Here is a 24096-nt window from a genome sequence, read left to right as displayed (position 1 = left end):
AATCCCGTCATTTCATCGACAGCGCAACATTCTGCGCTGCCTGCACTGCGGCCGAATAGCTGTTGATCAGATGGTCTACGGAAGCTGCGGTCGCATCGAAGACCGGAGCCGGATAGACGCCGAAGAAGATCGTGAGCGCGATCATCGGGTAGAGAATGATCTGTTCACGCGGCGAGAGGTCGAGCAAAGCCTTCAGCTTTTCCTTCTCCAGTGCGCCGAAAATAACCCGGCGATAGAGCCAGAGCGCATAGGCGGCCGAGAGGATAACACCGGTTGCGGCAAAGAGCGCAACCCAGGTATTGGCTCGGAAGGCGCCGATCAGGGTGAGGAATTCGCCGATGAAGCCCGAAGTGCCCGGCAGGCCGACATTCGCCATGGTGAAGACCATGAAGGCGACGGCGTATTTCGGCATGTTGTTGACGAGGCCGCCATAGGCCGCGATCTCGCGGGTGTGGGTGCGGTCATAGACGACGCCGACGCAAAGGAAGAGCGCGGCGGAGACAATGCCGTGCGACAGCATCTGGAAGATCGAACCCTGCAGACCCTGTGCGTTGGCCGCAAAGACTCCCATCGTCACGTAGCCCATGTGGGCAACCGAGGAATAGGCGATCAGCTTCTTGATGTCGTCCTGCATCATCGCAACCAGCGAAGTGTAGATGATGGCGATTACGGACATGGCGAAGACGAGTGGCGCGAAATAGTCTGATGCGACCGGGAACATGCCGAGCGAGAAGCGGATCAGACCGTAGCCGCCGAGCTTCAGGAGTACGCCTGCCAGGATGACGGAACCGGCCGTCGGCGCCTGGACGTGCGCGTCCGGGAGCCAGGTATGAACCGGCCACATCGGCATCTTCACCGCGAAGGAGGCAAAGAAGGCCAGCCACAGCCAAGTCTGCATCGCCGGCGGGAATTTGTAGTTCAGAAGCTGGACGATATCCGTCGTGCCGGCCTGCCAGTACATGGCCATGATGGCAAGCAGCATCAACACGGAGCCGAGCAACGTGTAGAGAAAGAACTTGTAGCTCGCATAGACGCGGCTAGCACCACCCCAGACGCCGATGATCAGGAACATCGGAATGAGGCCGCCTTCGAAGAAGACGTAGAAGAGAACGATATCGAGCGAGACGAAGACACCGACCATCATCACTTCGAGGATGAGGAAGGCAATCATGTATTCCTTCACCCGCTTCTCGATCGAGAGCCAGCTTGCGAGCACGCAGAAAGGCATCAGGAAGGTCGAAAGGATGATGAACAGCATGGAGATGCCGTCGACGCCGACATGGTAGCCGATGCCAGTGCCGAGCCAGTTATGCTGCTCGATCATCTGGAAGCCAGGATTGGCGTTGTCGAAACCGATCCAGATGAAGAGCGACAGGATGAAGGTGAAGACCGTGGTGATCAAAGAGATCCACAGCACGTTCTTACGGCCGTTCTCGGTTTCGCCGTTCATCAGCAACAGGAGCACCACGCCGACGAGCGGCAGGAAGGTGACCGTTGAAAGAATGGGCCAATCGGTCATCAGAAGGAACTCCCGAGCATCATCCAGGTAACGAGCGCCGCAACGCCGATCAGCATCGCGAAGGCATAGTGATAGAGGTAGCCGGTCTGCAGGCGTACGACGCGATCGGTCACGTTGACCACGCGGGCAGCGACGCCGTTCGGACCGTAGGTATCGATGACGCCGACATCACCCTTCTTCCACAGGAAGTTGCCGAGCGCCTTGGCCGTGCGGACGAAGAGGAAGTCGTAGAGTTCGTCGAAGTACCACTTGTTGAGCAGGAACTGGTAGAGCACACGATGCTGCTGAGCGAGCTTACGCGGCGTCGAGGGCGACCGGATGTACATATACCAGGCGGTCACGAAGCCGAGCAACATGGCGATGAAGGGGCTGAGGCTGACCCAGGCCGGAACGTGGTGGAATTGTTCCACCAGCTCGTTTTCGGCGCCAGTGAAGAGCGCGCCCTTCCAGAACTCGGCATATTCTTCGCCGTAGAAGCGGCCTTCAAAGAGCACGCCGGCAAATACTGCGCCGATGGCGAGGAGGTAGAGCGGCACCAGCATGACCTGCGGCGATTCGTGGACGTGATGCATGACCTCATGCGAAGCGCGTGGCCGGCCATAGAAGGTCATGAAGATCAGGCGCCAGGAATAGAAGCTCGTGAAGAGAGCGGCAATGACCAGCAGTGTGAAGGCGAAGCCTGCAGCCGGCGAATGCGACGCGTAGGCAGCCTCGATGATGACGTCCTTCGAGAAGAAGCCTGCAAAGCCGACCGGGGTGAAGGGAATGCCAACACCGGTGATCGCCAGCGTGCCGATGATCATCATCCAGAACGTCATCTTGATGTGCGGACGCAGGCCACCCATGTAGCGCATGTCCTGCTCGCCATCGACGGCGTGAATGACCGAACCGGCGCACAGGAACAGCAGAGCCTTGAAGAAGGCGTGGGTGAAGAGGTGGAAGATTGCCGCGCCATAGGCACCGACGCCGAGAGCAACGAACATGTAGCCGAGCTGCGAGCAGGTCGAGTAGGCAATGACGCGCTTGATGTCGTTCTGCACGAGGCCGACGGTCGCGGCGAAGAAGGCAGTGATCGCACCGATGATCGTCACGACGACAAGCGCATCCGGCGAGTGTTCGAAGATCGGCGACATGCGGGCGACGAGGAAGACACCAGCGGTAACCATGGTTGCGGCATGGATGAGAGCCGAAACCGGCGTCGGGCCTTCCATGGCGTCCGGAAGCCAGGTGTGCAGCAGGAACTGCGCCGACTTACCCATCGCGCCCATGAAGAGCAGCAGGCAGGCGCCTGTCAGCGCATGAGCCTTGTCAAGATGCATGCCGAAGAGGTTCAACACGACTTCACCGGCCGCACCGCCACCTTCCGCTGGAGCGAAGGTCGCAGCATTGGCGAAGATCGTATCGAAGTTGATCGAACCGAACAGCACGAAGACGGTCGCGATGCCGAGCACGAAGCCGAAATCGCCGACGCGGTTGACGATGAAGGCTTTTATTGCCGCGGCCGATGCCGAGGGTTTCTTGTACCAGAAGCCGATCAGCAGATACGAGGCCAGACCAACGCCTTCCCAGCCGAAGAACATCTGGGCAAGGTTGTCGGAGGTCACCAGCATCAGCATGGCGAAGGTAAAGAGCGAGAGATAGGCGAAGAAGCGCGGGCGGTGCGGATCGGTATGCATGTAACCGATCGAGTAGATGTGCACCAGCGTCGAGACCGTGTTGACCACGATCAGCATGACCGAGGTCAGCGTATCGACACGCAGCGACCAGGATACGTCGATCCCGCCGGACTGGATCCAGCGCAGAACCTCGACCTTGATAGCGCCTTCGGGATGGCCGAGCGCAACCGTGAAGAAGACGACCCAGGAGAGAACGGCGGCGATGATCATCAGGCCGCTGGTGACATATTCCGACGCCTTGGCACCAATCGCGCGGCCGAAGAGGCCGGCGATGATCGCGCCGATCAGGGGAAGGAAGACGATAGCCTTATAGAGGAACATGAGCCGCTCAGCCCTTCATCATATTGACGTCTTCGACCGCGATCGAACCGCGGTTGCGGTAGAAGACAACGAGAATTGCGAGACCGATCGCCGCTTCAGCAGCAGCAACGGTCAGAATGAACAATGCGAACACCTGGCCGACGATGTCGTTGAGGAACGACGAGAAGGCGACCATATTGATGTTGACCGACAGCAGGATCAGTTCGATCGACATCAGGATGACGATGATGTTCTTCCGGTTCAGGAAGATGCCGAACATGCCGATGGTGAAGAGGATGGCGCTGACCGTGAGATAATGGGAAAGTCCGATGACCATGTTCTTTTCTCCTTGACCTCTCGGTTCAGTTCACGCCCTGGCCCGCCTTGACCTTGACCACCTCGACGGCGGTCGCGGGCGTACGGGCAACCTGGCGGGAAATATTCTGCCGCTTGATGTTGGTGCGGTGCTTCAGCGTCAGCACGATTGCGCCGATCATGGCGACCAGCAGGACCAGACCGGCGATCTGGAAGAAATAGACGTAATTCGTGTAGAGCACGTCGCCGAGTGCGGCCGTATTGGTACGTTCGGTGAGCGCCGGGATCGGCATGGCGACCGTCTTGGCGACCTCGGGCGAGATCGCGCTGCCGCCGATCACGACGATCAGTTCGGCTGCGAGAATGAGGCCGATCAGCGCGCCGATCGGCGCATATTCGAGGACACCGGCGCGAAGCTCGGCGAAGTCGATGTCGAGCATCATCACCACGAAGAGGAAGAGAACCGCGACCGCGCCCACATAAACGACAAGCAGGATCAGCGCCAGGAATTCGGCACCCAGCAACAGGAAGAGACCGGCCGCATTGAAGAACACCAGGATCAGGAACAGAACCGAGTGAACCGGGTTCTTCGCCCAGATGACCATGAACGCCGACGCTATCGCGACAAAGGCGAAAAGATAGAAAAATAGAGCCTGCAGACCCATGTTGGTGCCTTTTTCATCTTCCCCCGGGCAGCCGGGAGTTTCCCTGCCCGATAGGACTTCACACAGCTTACGCCGGCAAAGCCCCGGTGCATGTTGACCGCAGCGGGCAAAGCGCCCTTCCGCGGCATTTCAAATTTCAATCAACGGTACGGCGCGTCCATCGCGATATTGCGAGCGATTTCACGCTCCCACCGATCGCCGTTGTCGAGCAGCTTCTGCTTGTCGAAGTAGAGCTCTTCGCGAGTTTCGGTGGCGAATTCGAAATTCGGGCCTTCGACAATCGCATCGACCGGACATGCCTCCTGGCAGAAGCCGCAGTAGATGCACTTAACCATGTCGATGTCATAACGCACCGTGCGGCGGGTGCCGTCATTACGGCGTGGGCCGGCTTCGATGGTGATCGCCTGAGCGGGACAGATTGCTTCGCACAGCTTGCAGGCGATGCAGCGCTCTTCACCGTTGGGATAGCGGCGCAGAGCATGCTCGCCGCGGAAACGCGGGCTGACCGGACCTTTTTCGAACGGGTAATTGATCGTCGCCTTCTGCTTGAAGAAATAGCGCATCGACAGGAAAAAGGCGCCGACGAATTCCTTGAGGAAAAGCGAGTTGATGGAGGCGGATAGGCTTCCCATCTTCAATCTCCAATTTTGCCGGAAACGAGGTTGGACATCAGCCTGCCCATCCCGTCAGTTTCAGCACGAATGCAACGATGACGACCATGGCGAGCGACAGCGGAAGGAAGACCTTCCAGCCGAGACGCATGAGCTGGTCGTAGCGGTAACGGGGCACGAAAGCCTTGACCATGGCGAACATGAAGAACACCAGGCACGCCTTCAGCATGAACCAGATGATGCCAGGCACCCAGTTAATGAGCCAGAAATCGACCGGAGGCAGCCAGCCGCCGAGGAAGAGAATCGTCGTCAGCGAACACATCAGCACGACGGCCGCATATTCGCCGAGCATGAACATCATATACGGAGCCGAGCCGTATTCCACCATGAAGCCGGCGACGAGTTCGGATTCTGCTTCCGGCAGATCGAAAGGCGGGCGGTTCGTCTCGGCGAGCGCCGAGATGAAGAAGACGACGAACATCGGGAACAGCGCCAGCCAGTGCCAGTCGAGGAACGAGTTCGGCAGGCCGATCATCGTACCGAGGCCGGTGCGCTGGGCATTGACGATATCCGTCAGGTTCAGCGAACCGACGCAGAGGAGAACGGTGACGATGACGAAGCCGATCGAGACTTCGTAGGACACCATCTGCGCGGCGGAGCGCAGCGCACCGAGGAACGGATACTTCGAATTCGAAGCCCAGCCGCCCATGATGATGCCGTAAACCTCGAGCGATGAGATCGCGAAGATGTACAGAATGCCGACGTTGATATTGGCGATCACCCATCCGTCGGCGAGCGGCACGACTGCCCAGGTCGACAGCGCCAGGAGCACAGTGACAAGCGGGGCGAGCAGGAAGATTGCCTTGTTGGCGCCGGCCGGAATGACCGGTTCCTTGAATACGAATTTCAGAAGGTCGGCAAAGGACTGGAACAGGCCGAAGGGACCGACGACGTTCGGACCGCGGCGCAGCTGAACGGCGGCCCAGATCTTGCGATCGGCAAGAAGAACGTAGGCGATGAAAATCAGCAGGCAGACGAGCAGCAGCAGCGACTGACCGATCATGATGATCGCCGGCCAGACATAGGTCGAGAAGAAAGAATCCATGAGTTCCTGCCCTTACTCTGCCGCGACTTTGAAATTGTTGCGGGCCAATGCCGAGCACTCGGCCATGACAGCCGAGGCACGCGCTATCGGGTTCGTCAAATAGAAGTCTTTGACCGGCGACGCAAACCCGGATTTGTTCATCTTACCGGCTTTTTTCGCCAGTGCGGCAATTTGGGCGCTGTCGCCCTCAGCGATCTCGTCGATGGCCGCAAAATGCGGGAATGCCGCATAGAGCTTGGCGCGCAACTCGCTGAGAGAATCAAAGGAAAGTTTCTTGCCGAGCACATCGGAAAGGGCGCGAATGATAGCCCAGTCCTCGCGGGCGTCGCCCGGTGCGAAACCGGCGCGGTTGCCCATTTGGACGCGGCCTTCGGTATTGACCCAGGTGCCGGACTTTTCGGTGTAGGCAGCGGCCGGCAGAATGACGTCCGCGCCATGTGCGCCATTGTCGCCGTGCGAACCGATATAGACCGTGAATTTCGCAGCCTTGGCCGAGAAATCGAGCTCATCTGCACCGAGCAGGAAGAGCACGTCCATCGCCTTCAGCATTTCGGCGGCATTGACGCCCTTGGCGCCCGGGACGAAACCGAGATCAAGGCCGCCGACGCGGGATGCAGCAGTGTGCAGCACGGCAAAACCGTTCCAGCCTTCAGCGATTGCACCGACATTGACGGCGAGCTTGGCAGCCGTTGCGAGAACGCCAGCGCCATCCGTGCGGGTCAAGGCGCCCTGGCCGATGATGATCATCGGCTTGGAAGCCTTGGAGAGGACTTCGGCGAAGGCGTGGCCGCCATCGAGAATATCCTTCAGCGTATCCGGACCAGCGCCAAGGTAGTCATACTTGTAGCGCATCTCGCCGCCCTCCCCGATCACACCGATCGGGAAGCCGCCGCGACGGTAGCGCTTGCGGATACGGGCGTTCAGGATGGCAGCTTCAAAGCGCGGGTTCGCGCCGATGATGAGCAACGCGTCGGCCTGTTCGATGCCCGCGATGGTCGGGTTGAAGAGGTAGCTCGCACGGCCGAGCGACGGATCAAGTGCCGCCCCATCCTGGCGACAGTCAAGATTCTCGGAACCGAGCGATTTCACCAGTTCGGAAAGGGCATACATTTCTTCGACCGAAGCGAGGTCACCGGCGATCGCACCGATCTTGTCGCCGGACGTTGCCGAAACGGCGGCCTTGATGGCGCCGAAGGCTTCGCTCCAGGTTGCCGGCTGCAGGCGGCCGTCCTTGCGGACGTAAGGACGGTCGAGGCGCTGTGTCTTCAGGCCGTCCCAGACGTGGCGGGTCTTGTCGGAAATCCACTCTTCGTTCACAGCTTCGTTGACGCGCGGCAGGATGCGCATGACTTCGCGGCCACGCGTATCGACGCGGATCGCGGAGCCGACGGCGTCCATAACGTCGATCGATTCGGTCTTGTTCAGCTCCCACGGACGCGCCGTGAAGGCGAAGGGCTTGGAGGTCAGAGCACCGACCGGGCAGAGGTCGACGACGTTGCCCTGCAGCTCGGAGGTCATGGCCTGCTCGAGATAGGTGGTAATCTCGGCGTCTTCGCCGCGGCCGATCAGGCCGAGCTCGGAGATGCCGGCAACCTCTGTCGTGAAACGGACGCAGCGCGTGCAGTGAATGCAGCGGTTCATCACCGTCTTGACGAGCGGGCCAATATATTTGTCTTCGACGGCGCGCTTGTCTTCCTGATAGCGCGAGGTGTCGATGCCGAAGGCCATGGCCTGGTCCTGCAGGTCGCATTCGCCGCCCTGGTCGCAGATCGGGCAATCGAGCGGATGATTGATGAGCAGGAATTCCATCACGCCTTCGCGGGCCTTCTTGACCATCGGCGTGTTGGTGAAGACTTCCGGCAGTTCGCCGTTCGGGCCGCCGCGGATATCACGCACGCCCATGGCGCAGGAAGCCTGCGGCTTCGGCGGACCGCCCTTAACCTCGACGAGGCACATGCGGCAATTGCCGGCAACCGAAAGGCGCTCATGGAAGCAGAAGCGCGGAACTTCAGCACCAGCCTCTTCGCACGCCTGCAGCAGCGTGAAATGATCCGGAACTTCGATCTCGTTGCCGTCAATCTTCAGTTTAACCATCGTCACTCAGTCCTGTTTCCCATTCGCCGGGTACCGGCAAACAAACCTATTTTTGCAACATCCATATTGCCAAGGCGGTCATTTCATTCCGTCCTGGCGCTGGTATTGCCCAAATTTTCCTTCGCCGGTTCCGAGACCCGAAACCCGCCAGCGGCATTGCGATCCGGAGCCCCTGCCCCACTGATCGATCCGCCATTCCTCCGGCCGTCACATGTGGCCGGAAATCTAGTTCTTCCTGCGACCCCGCGTCGCCAGTACCTTCGCCTGGCCGACCCAATCGTCGCGGAGGATGCGGCCTTCGAAGCCGAGTTCGGCATCCAGGCTCGCAATGTCCTGATCGCTCCAGGCGGCGATATCGGCGAAGGCGCGGATACCTCTTGCGTTCAGCACCTGTTCGAGCTTCGGACCGATGCCGGCGATCAGCTTGAGGTCATCAGCCTTCCTGGACCTTGCGGCCGGCTTGCTCTTGGCAGCCGCTACCGGCTTGGTATTCTTCTCCGCCGGAGGCTTGGTGGAAACTACCGTCAGCTTCGGCTTTGCCACCTTGCGTGCCGGCTCGGTCTTCTCAGCTGGCCGGCGGATATTTTCCGGACGGATATCGATTTCCGGCACTTCTTCGTCCGGCGGCGTTTCGTCGAGTGCTGCGGCTGCCATGTTCGCCGTTTCGAGTGCACCCTGCAGCGCGCCGAAGAAAATGCCGGCCATCTGTCTGGAAAGGCCGAAACCGATCGCCGTTGCCGCGGCAAATGCCGCAGCTGGGTGGGCCATTAGCGGATGAATAGGCATTACACGCGCATTTTCCAGCATACCGGCAGCAAGTCGGCCGAAGTCAGCCGCGAAATCGGCTGCCCCTTCCCTCACCTTGCTATCGGATGTGCTGGTCGTCATGCGCTTACTCCGCCGCCTCCAGAACCGCCCCATGATCGAGGGCATTGGCCGTGTACTGGTCGATACGGGCTTCGATTTCCGGACGGAAGTTGCGGATCAGACCTTGGACCGGCCATGCGGCAGCGTCGCCGAGCGCACAGATGGTGTGGCCTTCGATCTGCTTGGTGACCTGGAACAGCATGTCGATTTCGCGCTTCTGCGCGTTGCCGCGGGCCATACGCTCCATCACGCGCCACATCCAGCCCGTACCTTCGCGGCATGGTGTGCACTGACCGCAGCTCTCATGCTTGAAGAAGGCCGAGATGCGGGCAATCGCTTTGATGACATCGGTGGACTTGTCCATGACGATCGAGGCGGCCGTACCGAAGGAGGAGCCGACAGCGCGCAGGCCATCGAAGTCCATCGGGCAGTCGATGATGTCCTTGGCCGGAACGATCGGGCACGATGCGCCACCCGGAATGACGGCGAGCAGGTTGTCCCAACCGCCGCGGATGCCGCCGGCGTGCTTGTCCACCAGTTCGCGGAACGTAATGCCCATGGTTTCTTCGACTGTGCACGGGCGGTTGACGTGGCCCGAGAGCATGAAGAGCTTGGTGCCGACATTGTTTGGACGGCCGAAGGACGAGAACCAGCCGGCGCCACGGCGCAGAATGGTCGGAGCAACGGCGATCGATTCGACGTTGTTGACAGTCGTCGGGCAGCCGTAGAGACCCATATTCGCCGGGAACGGCGGCTTCAGGCGCGGCTGACCCTTCTTGCCTTCAAGGCTTTCGAGCAGTGCGGTCTCTTCTCCGCAGATATAAGCGCCGGCGCCGTGATGGACGTAGATATCCATGTCCCAGCCGAGCTTGTTGTTCTTACCGAGAAGACCGGCATCATAGCATTCGTCGATTGCAGCCTGCAGGGCTTCGCGCTCGCGGATATATTCGCCGCGCACATAGATATAGGCGGCATTGGCGCCCATGGCGAAGCTTGCGACCACGCAGCCTTCGATCAGCGTATGCGGATCGTTTCGCATGATGTCGCGGTCCTTGCAGGTGCCGGGCTCCGATTCGTCGGCATTGACGACGAGGTAATGCGGGCGGCCATCGCTCTGCTTCGGCATGAAGGACCACTTGAGGCCCGTCGGGAAGCCTGCACCGCCACGACCGCGAAGGCCGGAAGCCTTCATCTCGTCGATGATCCAGTCGCGGCCCTTTTCCAGGATCTGCTTGGTACCATCCCAGTGGCCGCGGCTCATCGCGCCTTTCAGGGACTTATCCTTGAGGCCGTAGATGTTGGTAAAGATGCGGTCTTTATCTTGCAGCATGTCTCACACCTCTTACCGCGGCTTCTTACCGAAGACCTTGATATATTCCGCTTCGCCGCCCTTGGCGAGCGCCTTGGCCTGCTTGACCCAGTCGTCACGCTCGATGCGGCCGCGGAAATTCAAGAAACCATCGACCCATTCACGTTCAGCCTTCTTCCAGCCCGCGATCTGCGCGAAGGTGAAGATGCCGATCTCATGCAACGTTGCCTCGATCTTCGGACCGACACCGGAGATCATCTTGAGATCGTCGGGAGCGGCTGGCTTCTCGATGCCTGCCGGGCGATTCTTGTCGGTCAGCGACGGTTTGACAGCGACATCAGCGGCAGGCTTTGGGGCCGGCTCGGAAGCGGCAGTGCCCGACAGAGGCTGAACTTCGGCAGCCTTCGCATTCTTGGCCGATGCCTTGGGCGAGGTTGCCGGCGTCTTCAGCGACTGATTGGTTTCAGCGTCGGTGCTCTTCGGACGAGCGGCCTCGGAAGGAGGAACCGGTGCGCCGTCGGCCGGTGCCTTTGCCGGGGTTTCGTCAACCCAGGTGCGCGTGACGGGAACGTCGTCCAGAAGCGTCGTCGGCCCGCCTTCGGGAGAAGAGAGGTGACGATCGATCTGCGGACCGACCTTGACGCTCGCGCCGTTACCGGCAGCAAATGCATCGATGATCTCTTCCAGGCGCTCCGGCGTCAGGTCCTCATAGGTATCCTTGCCGATCATCACCATCGGCGCGTTGACGCAGGCCCCGAGACATTCAACCTCTTCCCAGGACAGCGTGCCTTCGGCATTGCGTTCGAAAGGATGCTGATGAATCTTGCTGCGGCAGACGCCCATCAGCTTTTCCGAGCCGCGCAGCATGCAGGGCGTCGTGCCGCAAACCTGCACGTGAGCGCGGGAACCAACGGGATGGAGCTGGAACTGGGTGTAGAAGGTCGCGACCTCGAGGACACGGATATAGGCCATGTCCAGCATGTCGGCGACCTTTTCGATCGCCGCGCGGGTGACCCAACCATCCTGCTCCTGCGCACGCATCAACAGCGGAATGACCGCGGACTGCTGACGGCCTGCGGGATATTTCTGAATCGTCTTTTCCGCCCAGACCGCGTTTTCATCGCTGAAAGCGAATGCGGCCGGCTGGAATTGATCTTCGGCTAATCGACGAACGGACATTCTTCCTCACGCCTTGTCAGTTTAGCGTTCCACACCGCGAAGCAGTCAAAGACTGCATTTCACAGGCATAGGCCGACTGGTCTTTTTGCATAAATACCACAAACTTGCCGCCGTTTGGCACGGCGGCCTTGATCTGATAGCCCTTGGACAAAAGCTCGCCCATGGACGACTGCTCCGCCGGCGGCTGCGCCTCATCGTGGCCCAGCGGCGTGCCGAGCTTGCCCGCTTCCTGCGCGAAAGCGCCGGAGGCTGCAAAGAGAATGGCAGCTGCGAGCGGCAGAGCCTGCATTACCGGTCCACCTCGCCGAACACGATGTCGAGCGAGCCGAGAACGGCCGCGACGTCGGCGAGCTGGTGGCCACGGCACATGAAGTCCATCGCCTGCAGATGCGCATAACCCGGAGCGCGGATCTTGCAGCGGTAAGGCTTGTTGGTGCCATCGGAGACGAGATAGACGCCGAACTCGCCCTTTGGCGCTTCGACGGCGGCATAAACTTCGCCGGCCGGAACGTGATAACCTTCGGTGTAGAGCTTGAAGTGGTGGATGAGCGCTTCCATTGAACGTTTCATCTCGCCGCGCTTCGGCGGAACGACCTTGCCGTCGATCGAGGAGAACGGTCCCGTCTTGGCATCACCGAGCAGGCGGTTCACGCACTGCCTCATGATCTTCACGGATTCGCGCATCTCGATCATACGGATCAGGTAACGATCGTAGTTGTCGCCGTTCTTGCCGACCGGAATGTCGAACTCAAGATCCGAATAGCATTCATAGGGCTGCGCGCGGCGCAAGTCCCAGGCAGCGCCCGAACCACGCACCATGACGCCCGAGAAGCCCCAGGCCCAGCAATCTTCGAGCGCGACAACGCCGATATCGACGTTACGCTGCTTGAAGATACGGTTGCCAGTCAGAAGGTCGTCGATATCGTCGAGCTTGCCCGGGAATTCGTCGCACCAATTGCCAATGTCCTGCACGAGCTGTTCCGGCAGATCCTGGTGAACGCCACCCGGTCGGAAATAAGCCGCATGCATGCGCGCACCGCAGGCACGCTCGTAGAACACCATCAGTTTTTCGCGCTCTTCGAAGCCCCAGAGCGGCGGCGTCAGCGCGCCGACGTCCATGGCCTGCGTGGTGACATTCAGGAGATGCGACAGGATGCGGCCGATTTCCGAATAGAGAACGCGGATGAGCTGGCCGCGGATTGGGATCTCGATGCCAAGCAGCTTTTCGACGGCCAGCGCATAGGCATGCTCCTGGTTCATCGGCGCAACGTAGTCGAGGCGATCGAAATACGGAACGGCCTGCAAATACGTCTTGGTCTCGATCAGCTTTTCGGTGCCGCGATGGAGAAGACCGATATGCGGGTCGACGCGTTCCACAATTTCGCCGTCAAGCTCCAGGACAAGACGAAGCACACCGTGCGCCGCCGGATGCTGCGGTCCGAAATTGATGTTGAAGTTGCGGACATTATGTTCGGTCATGCTGCGTGCTCCATGCCAAACGCGGTGCCAATCAAGCGAATAGCGAATGGCGAATAGCGAGTAGTTTCGTTCAGTATCATCACTTCTCCTGGAGACTCCGTATTAGCGCGCGAATCATTCGTCCGATCTCGTCGCATTTTCCGGTCATCTGCCTGAACTCACTCTCGTCGATCATGCTGATGCGGTGAGAGATGAGCATATGCGTTTCCAATTCCTTTAACGAACCCTGGGAGATCCGCAGAAACTGAATGAAGCTTCCCGTGACTTCACGTCCGTGCCCTTCAGCGATATTGGCTGCGATAGAAGTCGCCGCCCTGCGTATCTGAGCTGTCAGACCGTAAACCTCTTCTTTCGGGAATCTTTTGGTTAGCTGATAACAATCCACCGCGAGATCGATTGCCATCTGCCATACCTTAAGGTCTTTATAAGAGTTTATCGTCTGAGCGCCCTTCCAACTATTCGCTACTCACTATTCACTATTCGCTTTACTGCTTCGCTTTTTCGTCGCCGGGCAGCACGTATTCGGTGCCTTCCCAGGGCGACAAGAAGTCAAAGTTTCGGAACTCCTGCTTGAGTTCCACCGGTTCGTAAACGACGCGCTTTGCCGCATCGTCGTAGCGAACTTCGACGAAACCGGTCGTCGGAAAGTCCTTGCGCAGCGGATGACCTTCGAAACCATAGTCGGTCAGGATGCGGCGCAGGTCCGGATGACCGGTAAAGAGCACGCCGTACATGTCCCAGGTCTCGCGCTCGAACCAATCGGCGCCCGGATAAACGGCACAGGCAGATGGAACCGGCGTATCTTCGTCGGTCGCCACCTTCACACGAATGCGCAGGTTCTTCTTCGGCGACAGGAGGTGATAGACGACGTCGAAGCGCTGTTCGCGCTGTGGCCAGTCGACGCCGCAAATATCCGTCAGGTTGACGAATGCGCACTTAGCATCGTCGCGCAGGAAGGTCAGCAGCGGGATCAGATTGTCGCCAGTCGTCGTCAGCGTCAGCTCGCCATACTTAAGCTGCGAGGCGGCAATCAGATTGCCGCGCGCTTCCGAAACGTAGGACGAAAGCTCTGTGAGGGCTTCGCTCATAATTTTCTGTCCTTGCCCTTAGCGTTCGATCGTGCCGGTGCGGCGGATCTTCTTCTGCAGCAAAAGCACGCCGTAAAGCAACGCTTCTGCCGTGGGGGGACAGCCCGGCACGTAGATGTCGATTGGCACGACGCGGTCGCAGCCACGAACAACCGAATAGGAATAGTGATAGTAGCCGCCGCCATTGGCGCACGAGCCCATGGAGATGACGTAACGCGGCTCAGGCATCTGGTCGTAGACCTTGCGGAGCGCAGGCGCCATCTTGTTGGTCAGCGTGCCGGCGACGATCATGACGTCCGACTGGCGCGGCGAAGCGCGCGGAGCGAAACCGAAGCGCTCGACGTCGTAACGCGGCATGGAGAGCTGCATCATTTCAACAGCGCAGCAGGCAAGACCGAAGGTCATCCACATCAGCGAGCCGGTACGAGCCCAGTTGATCAGCTCGTCGGTCGAGGTGACGAGAAAACCCTTGTCGGCGAGCTCATTGTTGATCTCGCCGAAAAACGCATCGTTGCTGCCGATCGGCTTACCAGTCGAGGGATCGATGATCCCCTTCGGCTGTGGCGCGACGAGCGTCTGATTGCCAGCGGGGACTACTCCCATTCCAGGGCTCCCTTCTTCCATTCATAGATAAAGCCGATGGTCAGCACGAGAAGGAAGACCATCATGGACCAGAAGCCGAACCAGCCGATGGCACCGAAGGAAACGGCCCACGGGAAGAGGAAGGCGACTTCAAGGTCGAAGATGATGAAGAGAATCGACACGAGGTAGAAGCGGATGTCGAACTTCATGCGGGCGTCGTCGAATGCGTTGAAACCGCATTCGTAGGCCGAAAGCTTTTCCGAATCAGGCGCCTTGAAGGCAACGGCAAACGGCGCAATGAGCAGCGCCAGGCCGATAACGAGCGCGATACCGATGAAAATAGCGATCGGAATATAGGAACTGAGCAGTTCAGTCATCATGTTCATCCCTGCTTGCGGGCGGCGCCGGGCGGCGCGACTGGGCAAATGCCCGACAAGCGAACGTGCGTTGCAACAAGCCGTGGTTAGCGCAGCCAGAGCCCCGGCGCAAGACTTTTACAGAAGCTATTCGAACAGTGTGGGACGGACTTTATCAAGCAGATGCAACGATGTCGCGACAAATCCCGCAAAGTTGCTGAAGGCCGCATGGCTGACCCTCGGAAACTGCATGGCTTTTCGGAAGAAATGGCGCGAGTGACGGGGCTCGAACCCGCGACCTCCGGCGTGACAGGCCGGCACTCTAACCGACTGAGCTACACCCGCGCACTGGACCTTTCGGACCTTGAGGATAACACGAAACCGGATCCGCGGCGACGATTTGCCGCCTGCTCAAAAGTGGCGCGAGTGACGGGGCTCGAACCCGCGACCTCCGGCGTGACAGGCCGGCACTCTAACCGACTGAGCTACACCCGCACTCTTTTAAGCAATCCGGTGCCTGAGCACCCCCTCCGAACGGGCTGGCCGTTTGGATGAGCGGCTAACTAAGGGGTTCGCCTTTTAGTGTCAAGCAGGTTTGGAGACAAAACCATGACAGTCCTGAAATTGTTTCGGAAAGCCTTTGCCAATCTTCCGCCGGACCCCAGATCCGCATCCAGGGCACAACCGCTCCCCTGCCGCTGCGGCAGGTCGTTGCTTGGACTTCACGACCCTTCCGCCGACGGATGAACTTTTCCACAGGCTGGCAAGTATAAGCTTGCCGAAAGCCATTCCCGCGCGCGGCGCTCGCGCCCTTCGCCGAATCATACCGCACGGTCACCCCTGTGAAAGCTGCGTCGTCTCAGGCCTTGCCAGCATATTGCTCGTCACTGACCTGCTCCAGCCACTCGGCGACGCTGCCGTTCAAAGCTTCCTGGATGGCGATATGGCTCATGGCCGTCTCTGCACTTGCCCCATGCCAATGCTTCTCGCCCGGCGCGAACCAGACGATGTCGCCGGCACGGATTTCCCTGATGTCCCCGCCCCAGGTCTGCGCGAGCCCTCTGCCTGACGTAACGATCAGCGTCTGCCCGAGGGGATGGGTGTGCCAGTTCGTGCGCGCGCCGGGTTCGAATGTTACGTGGGCGGCCTGCACGCGGGCTGGATCCGGCGCATCGACAAGCGGATCCAGCCGTACTGAACCGGTGAAATAGTCAGCCCGACCTTTGGTGGAGGGGCGCGAGCCTGCGGTCTTGATATCCATGATTTTTCCTGTTCCTCCATCGTCTGCGGTTGAAGCCGTCCCGGACGAGGATATTTGATCGCAGCAGACGAGCCAAGCGGCATCGGCGATTGCCGCCCCACCCGGCGCCTGCTACTGCGAGGGCCTTTTATTACGAACGGAGGATTTTTCATGAAACATCATGCTTTCGGCCGCCTGCCCTTCACCGTCACCGATGTCGGCTTCGGTGCCTGGCAGATCGGCGGCTCCTGGGGCGATGTCAGCGAAGCGGACGGCCGGGCCGCGCTGAACGCCGCACTTGATGCCGGTATGACCTTCATCGACACCGCCGACGTCTATGGCGATGGCCGCTCGGAAAAGATCATTGCCGACGTGCTGAAGGCGCGTGGTGGCGAGCGCCCGATGGTCGCAACCAAGGCCGGCCGTCGTCTCAACCCTCATGTCGCCAGTGGCTACAACAAGGCCAATCTCGAAGGCTTCATCGACCGTAGCCTCAAGAACCTGCAGGTGGACAGCCTCGACCTCGTGCAGCTTCACTGCCCGCAGACCGAGGTGCTCTACCGCCCCGAAGTCTTCGCAGGCCTGGACGAGTTGCAGAAGGCCGGCAAGATCAAGGGTTATGGCGTCAGCGTCGAGAAGGTCGAGGAAGCCCTGAAGGCAATCGAATATCCCGGCGTCGTCAGCATCCAGATCATCTACAACATTTTCCGTCAGCGTCCCGATCACCTGTTCTTTAGCGAAGCCCGCCGCAAGAACGTGGCGATCATCGCCCGCGTGCCGCTCGCAAGTGGTCTGCTCTCCGGCAAGATCACCCGCGACACGAAGTTCGCCAGCGACGATCACCGCAATTTCAACCGCCATGGCGAGGCCTTCGATGTCGGCGAGACCTTCTCGGGCGTACCCTTCGAGGTCGGTCTGCAGGCGGTCGAAGAAGTGCGCAAGCTCGTCCCCCAAGGCGCCAGCATGGCTGCCTTTGCACTGCGCTGGATCCTAATGGCGGACGCCGTCACCGTCGTCATTCCCGGCGCACGCAATGCCGAACAGGCTAAGGCGAACGCGGCCGCTGCCGACCTTGCGCCGCTCTCTGCCGACGTCATGGCTGCGACGCGTGAAATCTATGAGCATCTGATCGCGCCGCATGTGCATCAGCGCTGGTAAGCCCTGACCGACCCCTCACGGTCGGTAAAGTTCAAACAGAAAAGGCCGGGCACGAGCCCGACCTTTCCATTTCAAGGGGACGATAGATCAGTTGGTGGCGGTCAGGTTGACCGGGAAGAACAGGGTCTCGCCCGAGGAATCGCTGACACCGTCATTGTCGGTCACCGCATAGGGCTTGCCCGATGCGTCGAAGGCGAAGCCTTCCAGCTTGTCGAGAACGTAGCCGTTGGTTGCCGACTTCAGGTCGCCGATGAAATCATGGGCTTCCGTCTTCTTGACGACAGGCAGTTCACCGCCGAGCTTGGCCGGCTTCAGGTCCGATATTGCGACCTTGTAGAGCTTCTTTAGCTTGGCTGCGTCGCCGATAAGGTTGTCGCGCTCGATGATGTACACACTGTCACCTTGCGCGCTGATTTCGGAAAGGCCCACCCAGCCGCTCTCGCTCTTGTCGAGGGGGTACCGTACGGCGCCCCATTCCTTCTTCTTCGGGTTATAGGAAACGAGCTTGACGAAGCCTTTCTCGTCGTCGTTCCACTCGCGCTGAACGGCCATCCAGAGCGTCGCATCGTCGCCGGTGCCGACGATCGTCACGCCTTCGAAGCCATAGCGGATTTCGTTGGCGAGCAGTTCTTTCGGCAAGGCGATCTCAGTCTTGATGTCGCCCTTGGCCGTGAGGTTATAGAGCGCATGAGGAACGAGGCGCTCGGTATAACCTTCCGAAGCTAGCCAGAAGGAGCCATCCGAAGCAACGGCGATGCCTTCGATGTCGAGCTTCTGGGCCGGGGCTCCGTCACGCTTGACGACGAGCGCATCGGTGATGACGGCCGGCTTCTTGGTGGTATCGATCGTGTAGATCGTCGGCTGCGAGCCGAGGACGCTGTCGCTGACGGCATAGAGCATGCCCGGTTTGCCCGGAACGGCCGCAAGACCCGAAAGGGCTGCGAAGCCGATCGGGTTGCCGTCCTTTTCAGCGGATACGATCTGAGGGTAGGCCTTCTCGCCTTCGCTGCGCTCGTAGATCATGACGTGCGAACGCGGACCACCGTCTTTGCCGAGGTCGAGTTCGTTGGCAGTCGCCAGCAGGTTGCGCTGCGGAATGGCGATAGCGCCTTCCGGGGACGTGCCCGACGGCAGGATCTGCAGCAGCTGCGGGTCGGCACCCGTATCCTTGTAGACGCCGACGACGGAAGCGCGCTCGGCGAGCAGGAAGAACAGGTTATCGTCGCCGAATTTGGCGGCTTCGAGCCCTTCCGGCTCGACGCCCTTCGATGAGGAGCGACCTTCCGGATAGTGGCCGACAGAGGCAACGGCGCGCTCGAAGGAACTGCCCGATTCGAAGAGAACCTTACCGGTCTTGTCGAAGATGGTGAAGCCGCGCGAGCCGCCTTCATAATCGCCCTCGTTGGCGACGACGAGACGGTTGTCATCCAGCCATTTCACGGCGTCGGGCTCGCGCTTGACGCTCTTCTTCTCGCCGGTGAACTTCAAGGCGCCGTCACGCTTGGTATCGATGCCGGTGAGGTCCACGGTGCCGGCGGAGAAGTGCGTCTTCACCGTGCCTGTCGCACCGTCGAGAATGATGATCTCGTTGTTTTCCTGCAGCGTGAGAGCGATTTCGTTCTGGCCGTTGAAGGAAACGAATTCAGGCTCCGGATCTTCCGGTGCAATACCCGCGAGGCCAGTGAGAGCGACATGCTTGATCGTGCCGCAATCGACGGTGCCGTCGGTCTTGACCTGGAAGACGACGAGGTCGCCTGCCGGCATCTGCGGGATCTTGCCATCGTTGACCTCTTCGTCGCGCTCGTTTTCGATCGCGATGGTGCCGAGTGTCCTATCCTTGTTGAGGGCAATCGAATCGGGCTGACCGCCGAGATCGCAGCTCGCGTCGATCTTCTTCGTGGCGATATCGACGATCGCCAGACGACCGGACGGCTTCTGCTTGCTTTCACCGGTGTTGACCGCGACGAGCGCCTTGCCGGCTGCAGTCGTGACCGAGGTCGGCTCGCCATCCATCATCAGCGCGCCGCCGGCCTTGGGGGCCTTGGCGTCGGTGATATCGATGAACCCGATCGCGCCGAGCGGGCTGTCGCTATAGATCAGCATATTGCCATCCTGCGAAGCGGTGACGATTTCGGCAGAAGTGGCCGAAAGCTTGTCCTTGCCGGCCGGCAGGTTGGTTGCGACCGGGAAAGAGGCGATGCGGTTGAAAACCGGTTCAGCCGTTGCCGGGAAGGCAACGGACGTGAGAAGCACGGCAGCGAGGGCTGCCTTGCGTGAGTACGACGTCATTGAAAATCCCCCAATGTCGAAAAATCGAACAGAGGTTTTTTGCGGGACTGGCATGACAGAGACATGACAGGCTGCGACATTTTGTACAGCTTGCGTCAGCTCGTTTGCTTCTCCCGACGCATTTCGTTGCGCATGATGAAAAGCGAGGCACCGAGAATGAGCGCGGCGCCGAGCCACAGATAACCGGCCGGCGCATAACCGAAGAAAATCCATCCGGCGAGCACGTTCAACGGGAGTTTCAGGTCGTCGAAGGGCTGTACATAGGCGGCGTCAGCACTGGCATAGGCAAGGGTCAGCAGATATTGCGCCACGACCGTCAGGAGGCCGGCCAGAAGAAAGAGAGCAAGCGTTGCTGCTGTCGGCGCGGCAAAGCCTGCGGCAAGTGCCAGACCGCCATTGATCGGCGTCAGCAGCACCAGCAGCCAGACGGTGATCGTCTCGGGCTTCTCGATGCCAGTCAGGCTCTTGGTGATCAGCGAGGAGGCTCCCCAGAGCACAGCTGAGACGACCGGCAGGAGCGCTGCCCAGGTAAAGCTGTCGGACCATGGCTGGAGAATGATCATCGCACCGGCAAATCCGACACCCGTCGCCGTCCAGCGGGCAGCGCCGACCCGTTCGCCGAGGAACAGGCGCGCGCCGAGAATGATGAAGAAGGGAGAGGTCATGACAAGCGCGATCGCCTGCCAGATCGGCACCGAAGCCAGGCCGGAGACCCATGCCTGGACGCCGAGCGCGGCAAAGGCAACGCGCACGACATGGCGCCACGGATGGTCCGTGCGCATGGCCGAAAGGCCAGCCCTGCGCAGGAAGGGCAAGGAGAAAAGGAAGGCAAAGCCGTATTGCCAGAAGGCTGCGGAAGCCGCCGGAAAGGCGAGCGTCATGGCCAGCCACTGGGTGACGACATTGAGGAGCGAGAAGGCAACGCCTCCGAGCACCATAAAGGCTGCACCGGCAAGGGCGCGCGAATACGGCATTGCAAGGGAACTCTGATTCATGTCTTCCATCCAATAGGGATCACATAAATCAGGACGCATGAGGCAATGACACGCAAACGCCAGCAGTCCCCTGCCCGCGCGCGGCCATGCTCATTCTCTTTCATCCGGACTTTAACCGTCGGCTCCGGAATTGCACCGGATCTGCTGACCCTTCCTTCGCCCACGGCTTCGGAAGGCGCTCGCGGACTTGGGCCAAGGCCCTTACCGCCGGTGGGGACTTTCACCCCGCCCTGAGAACATCATGGTCGTAAAACAAAGGGCTGCGTGCGGCAAGCGGCAAAACAAAAAGGGGTCCGGCGATGCCGAACCCCTCAAAATCCTGCGCGGCCGTTCTCGTTTGCGGCCGGCGGACTATCTCGTATCAGCCGTTGACGGCGTCCTTCAGGCCCTTGCCGGGCGTGAACTTCGGCACGTTGCGTGCCGGAATATCAACCTCGGCGCCGGTCGACGGGTTACGGCCCTTCGTGGCAGCGCGATGAGAAACCGTGAAGCTGCCGAAGCCAGCGAGGCGGATGTCGCCCTTGTTCTTCAGTTCAGCCTGCACAACGTCGAAAACTGCGTCGACGGCAGATGCTGCGTCAGACTTCGTCAATCCAGCCTTTTCGGCTACTGCAGACACGAGTTCATTCTTGTTCATGTTTCCACCCCTTTCTAAATGGTTTGAAACAACTCAATCTGTAAGCTAGGCGCGGAAATCGCTTTCATCAGGCCCGCCGGGAACTCAAAAACCCTGCAAATCAAGGAAAAGCAAGCGGCTACATGACGTTTTCACAAAAAAGGCCGGCGTTTCCGCCGGCCTTTTTTCCGATTTGCAACATTAGGGCATAAATGTGGCAGCCAAGCCTCAATGAGCTATGGTCGCACCCGCATCGTCGAGTCCTTCAACGGTAGCGATGACAGGCGTGTCGACAGTGCCATCCCACTCGATCGGCTCTGGGCGACGGACCAAGGCATGCTTGATGACTTCGCCCATGCGGGAGACCGGGATGATCTCCATGTTGTTCTTCACGTTGTCAGGGATCTCAGCCAGATCCTTGGCGTTCTCTTCCGGAATCAGCACCTTCTTGATGCCGCCGCGCAGTGCCGCAAGCAGCTTTTCCTTCAGGCCGCCAATCGGCAGGACACGGCCGCGCAGGGTGATTTCACCCGTCATTGCCACATCCTTGCTGACCGGAATACCGGTCATGATCGAGACGATCGCCGTTGCCATAGCGACACCGGCCGATGGACCATCCTTTGGCGTGGCGCCTTCCGGCAGATGCACGTGGATGTCGCTCTTGTCGAAGCGCGGCGGTTCGATGCCGAAGTCGACGGCGCGCGAGCGGACATAGGAGGCCGCTGCCGAGATCGATTCCTTCATCACTTCCTTCAGGTTGCCGGTGACCGTCATGCGGCCCTTGCCGGGCATCATGACGCCTTCGATCGTCAGCAGCTCGCCCCCGACCTCCGTCCAGGCAAGACCCGTGACAACACCGATCTGATCTTCGCGTTCGGCTTCCCCGTGACGGAAGCGCGGAACGCCCAGATAGTCATGGATGTTCTCGGCCGTGACATGAACCGACTTCGTCTTACCCTTGATGATCTCGGTGACCGCCTTACGGGCAAGCTTCATCAGTTCGCGTTCGAAGCTACGGACACCGGCTTCGCGTGTGTACTGCTGGATGACCGCCATCAGGGCGTCGTCGCTGACCGAGAATTCAGTCGGCTGCAGCGCATGCTCCTTGATGGCCTTCGGCAGCAGGTGCCGCTTGGCGATCTCACGCTTTTCATCTTCGGTGTAGCCGGCGATACGGATGATTTCCATACGGTCCATCAGCGGAGCCGGGATGTTCAGCGTATTCGCCGTCGTGATGAACATCACGTCGGACAGATCGTACTCGACTTCCAGGTAGTGGTCCATGAAGGTCGAGTTCTGAGCCGGGTCGAGCACCTCGAGCAGAGCCGAAGACGGATCGCCACGATAGTCCTGGCCGAGCTTGTCGATTTCGTCGAGCAGGAAGAGCGGATTGGACTTCTTTGCCTTCTTCATCGACTGGATGACCTTGCCGGGCATCGAGCCGATATAGGTGCGGCGGTGACCGCGGATTTCGGCTTCATCACGAACGCCGCCGAGAGCCATACGGACATACTCCCGGCCGGTCGCCTTGGCGATCGACTGGGCGAGCGACGTCTTGCCGACGCCCGGAGGGCCGACGAGGCACAGGATCGGACCCTTGATCTTGGTGGCACGAGCCTGGACTGCCAGATACTCGACGATGCGCTCCTTGACCTTGTCGAGGCCAAAATGATCGGCTTCGAGGATCTTCTCGGCATTGTTGAGATCGGCCTTGATCTTCGACTTCTTGCCCCAGGGAATACCGAGCAGCCAGTCCAGATAGTTGCGCACGACGGTGGCTTCGGCCGACATCGGGCTCATCTGGCGCAGCTTCTTCAGCTCGGCGTCAGCCTTTTCGCGGGCTTCCTTGGACAGCTTGGTCTTGGCGATGCGCTCTTCCAGTTCGCTCATCTCGTCGCGGCCTTCCTCGCCGTCGCCGAGTTCCTTCTGGATCGCCTTCATCTGCTCATTCAGGTAGTACTCGCGCTGGGTCTTCTCCATCTGGCGCTTGACGCGCGAGCGGATACGCTTTTCGACCTGCAGGACCGAAATCTCGCCTTCCATGAAGCCGAGCGCCTTTTCCAGGCGAGCCTTGACGCTGGTGGTTTCCAGCATCTCCTGCTTTTCGGTGATCTTGATCGACAGGTGCGAAGCGACCGTATCGGCGAGCTTGGAATAGTCGTCGATCTGGCTGGCCGCACCGACAACCTCGGGCGAAATCTTCTTGTTGAGCTTTACGTAGCTTTCGAATTCCGACACGACCGAACGCGACAGAGCTTCCAGCTCGACCGGATCGTCATGCGGCTCTTCGAGCACATGGCCAAGGGCCTCGTAGAAATCTTCGCGGCTCGTATAGGTATCGATCTCGGCGCGTGCGCGGCCTTCGACCAGAACCTTTACGGTGCCGTCGGGCAGCTTCAGGAGCTGCAACACGTTTGCGACAGTACCGACGCGGTGGATCGCGGACGGATCCGGGTCGTCGTCGCTCGCGTTGATCTGTGTGACGAGCATGATCTGCTTATCAGAACCCATGACTTCTTCGAGCGCACGGATCGACTTTTCCCGCCCAACGAACAGCGGCACGATCATGTGGGGGAAAACCACGATGTCGCGCAGGGGGAGAACAGGATAGGCGGTGCTGCTCGCTACAGACGTTTTCTTCGTCATTTTTATT

22 protein-coding genes, 2 tRNA genes and 1 riboswitch are annotated in these 24096 nt (G+C 59.9%); of the genes, 1 reads left to right on the top strand and 23 read right to left on the bottom strand.

Features of this window, described 5'->3' with window-relative positions:
- Positions 1–7: 7 nt before the first annotated feature.
- The 19 genes from EV281_RS01435 to EV281_RS01345 form a co-directional block, all read right to left on the bottom strand.
- Positions 8–1519, bottom strand: a complete 1512-nt coding sequence (locus tag EV281_RS01435) for an NADH-quinone oxidoreductase subunit M (RefSeq protein WP_132651191.1) — start codon at positions 1517–1519, stop codon at positions 8–10.
- Positions 1519–3516 carry an NADH-quinone oxidoreductase subunit L gene (nuoL, locus tag EV281_RS01430; protein WP_132651190.1) on the bottom strand — a complete coding sequence of 666 codons (1998 nt, stop codon included), beginning with the start codon at positions 3514–3516 and terminating at the stop codon, positions 1519–1521. Before nuoL ends, EV281_RS01435 begins: the two co-directional genes overlap by 1 nt.
- Before the next feature lie 7 nt (positions 3517–3523).
- Positions 3524–3832 carry an NADH-quinone oxidoreductase subunit NuoK gene (gene nuoK, locus EV281_RS01425; protein WP_132651189.1) on the bottom strand — a complete coding sequence of 103 codons (309 nt, stop codon included), beginning with the start codon at positions 3830–3832 and terminating at the stop codon, positions 3524–3526.
- A gap of 25 nt (positions 3833–3857) precedes the next feature.
- Positions 3858–4475: an NADH-quinone oxidoreductase subunit J gene (locus EV281_RS01420; protein WP_132651188.1), complete on the bottom strand. Its 618-nt coding sequence runs from the start codon at positions 4473–4475 to the stop codon at positions 3858–3860.
- 140 nt (positions 4476–4615) lie between these two features.
- The gene (nuoI, locus tag EV281_RS01415; RefSeq protein ID WP_132651187.1) at positions 4616–5107 is read right to left on the bottom strand and encodes an NADH-quinone oxidoreductase subunit NuoI; all 492 of its coding nucleotides are present in this window, start codon (positions 5105–5107) and stop codon (positions 4616–4618) included.
- A 37-nt stretch (positions 5108–5144) separates the two neighbouring features.
- The gene (gene nuoH / locus EV281_RS01410; RefSeq protein ID WP_132651186.1) at positions 5145–6191 is read right to left on the bottom strand and encodes an NADH-quinone oxidoreductase subunit NuoH; all 1047 of its coding nucleotides are present in this window, start codon (positions 6189–6191) and stop codon (positions 5145–5147) included.
- Positions 6192–6203: 12 nt separating this feature from the next.
- Entirely contained in the window at positions 6204–8285 is a 2082-nt protein-coding gene (gene nuoG / locus EV281_RS01405) for an NADH-quinone oxidoreductase subunit NuoG (RefSeq protein WP_132651975.1), read from the bottom strand.
- A gap of 225 nt (positions 8286–8510) precedes the next feature.
- Positions 8511–9173, bottom strand: a complete 663-nt coding sequence (locus EV281_RS01400) for a 5' DNA nuclease (protein WP_132651185.1) — start codon at positions 9171–9173, stop codon at positions 8511–8513.
- A 4-nt stretch (positions 9174–9177) separates the two neighbouring features.
- Entirely contained in the window at positions 9178–10482 is a 1305-nt protein-coding gene (gene nuoF / locus EV281_RS01395) for an NADH-quinone oxidoreductase subunit NuoF (protein WP_132651184.1), read from the bottom strand.
- Positions 10483–10494: 12 nt separating this feature from the next.
- Positions 10495–11640: an NADH-quinone oxidoreductase subunit E gene (locus tag EV281_RS01390; protein WP_132651183.1), complete on the bottom strand. Its 1146-nt coding sequence runs from the start codon at positions 11638–11640 to the stop codon at positions 10495–10497.
- Between the two features lie 16 nt (positions 11641–11656).
- Positions 11657–11929 (bottom strand): hypothetical protein, encoded by a 273-nt coding sequence (locus tag EV281_RS01385; protein ID WP_132651182.1) that lies wholly within the window; start codon positions 11927–11929, stop codon positions 11657–11659.
- Positions 11929–13119, bottom strand: coding sequence for an NADH-quinone oxidoreductase subunit D (locus EV281_RS01380; protein ID WP_132651181.1), 1191 nt, complete (start codon positions 13117–13119; stop codon positions 11929–11931). The genes EV281_RS01385 and EV281_RS01380 overlap by 1 nt, the downstream gene beginning before the upstream one ends.
- Positions 13120–13198: 79 nt before the next feature.
- Entirely contained in the window at positions 13199–13555 is a 357-nt protein-coding gene (locus tag EV281_RS01375; RefSeq protein WP_132651180.1) for a four helix bundle protein, read from the bottom strand.
- Positions 13556–13604: 49 nt separating this feature from the next.
- Positions 13605–14207: an NADH-quinone oxidoreductase subunit C gene (locus EV281_RS01370; RefSeq protein ID WP_132651179.1), complete on the bottom strand. Its 603-nt coding sequence runs from the start codon at positions 14205–14207 to the stop codon at positions 13605–13607.
- Positions 14208–14225: 18 nt separating this feature from the next.
- The gene (locus EV281_RS01365; RefSeq protein WP_112566273.1) at positions 14226–14810 is read right to left on the bottom strand and encodes an NADH-quinone oxidoreductase subunit B; all 585 of its coding nucleotides are present in this window, start codon (positions 14808–14810) and stop codon (positions 14226–14228) included.
- Complete coding sequence (locus tag EV281_RS01360) at positions 14801–15166, bottom strand: NADH-quinone oxidoreductase subunit A (protein ID WP_008521906.1); 366 nt, start codon at positions 15164–15166, stop codon at positions 14801–14803. Before EV281_RS01360 ends, EV281_RS01365 begins: the two co-directional genes overlap by 10 nt.
- A 247-nt stretch (positions 15167–15413) precedes the next feature.
- Positions 15414–15490 (bottom strand) — tRNA-Asp (locus tag EV281_RS01355).
- A gap of 73 nt (positions 15491–15563) precedes the next feature.
- Positions 15564–15640 (bottom strand) — tRNA-Asp (locus tag EV281_RS01350).
- A 364-nt stretch (positions 15641–16004) separates the two neighbouring features.
- Positions 16005–16406, bottom strand: coding sequence for a cupin domain-containing protein (locus tag EV281_RS01345; RefSeq protein WP_132651178.1), 402 nt, complete (start codon positions 16404–16406; stop codon positions 16005–16007).
- Positions 16407–16556: 150 nt separating this feature from the next.
- Here EV281_RS01345 and EV281_RS01340 point away from each other — a divergent pair, with 150 nt between their 5' ends.
- Positions 16557–17543, top strand: coding sequence for an aldo/keto reductase (locus tag EV281_RS01340; protein ID WP_132651177.1), 987 nt, complete (start codon positions 16557–16559; stop codon positions 17541–17543).
- Positions 17544–17630: 87 nt separating this feature from the next.
- Here the strand turns inward: EV281_RS01340 and EV281_RS01335 are convergent, their stop codons facing one another.
- The 4 genes from EV281_RS01335 to lon all read right to left on the bottom strand — a co-directional run bounded on the left by EV281_RS01335 (position 17631) and on the right by lon (position 24089).
- Positions 17631–19832, bottom strand: a complete 2202-nt coding sequence (locus tag EV281_RS01335; RefSeq protein WP_132651176.1) for an esterase-like activity of phytase family protein — start codon at positions 19830–19832, stop codon at positions 17631–17633.
- A 95-nt stretch (positions 19833–19927) separates the two neighbouring features.
- A complete protein-coding gene (locus EV281_RS01330; RefSeq protein ID WP_132651175.1) occupies positions 19928–20827 on the bottom strand; it encodes a DMT family transporter in 900 nt (299 codons plus the stop codon).
- Between the two features lie 88 nt (positions 20828–20915).
- Positions 20916–21069, bottom strand: a riboswitch (FMN riboswitch).
- 119 nt (positions 21070–21188) lie between these two features.
- Positions 21189–21464: a DNA-binding protein HupB gene (hupB, locus tag EV281_RS01325; RefSeq protein WP_003558438.1), complete on the bottom strand. Its 276-nt coding sequence runs from the start codon at positions 21462–21464 to the stop codon at positions 21189–21191.
- Positions 21465–21671: 207 nt separating this feature from the next.
- On the bottom strand, positions 21672–24089 hold the full coding sequence (gene lon / locus EV281_RS01320) for an endopeptidase La (protein WP_132651174.1): 2418 nt from the start codon (positions 24087–24089) through the stop codon (positions 21672–21674).
- Positions 24090–24096 lie beyond the last annotated feature (7 nt).

It is taken from the genome of Rhizobium sp. BK418 (genome assembly GCF_004341105.1).
Lineage (GTDB): Bacteria > Pseudomonadota > Alphaproteobacteria > Rhizobiales > Rhizobiaceae > Rhizobium.
This window is presented reverse-complemented; position numbering and strand designations above follow the sequence as displayed.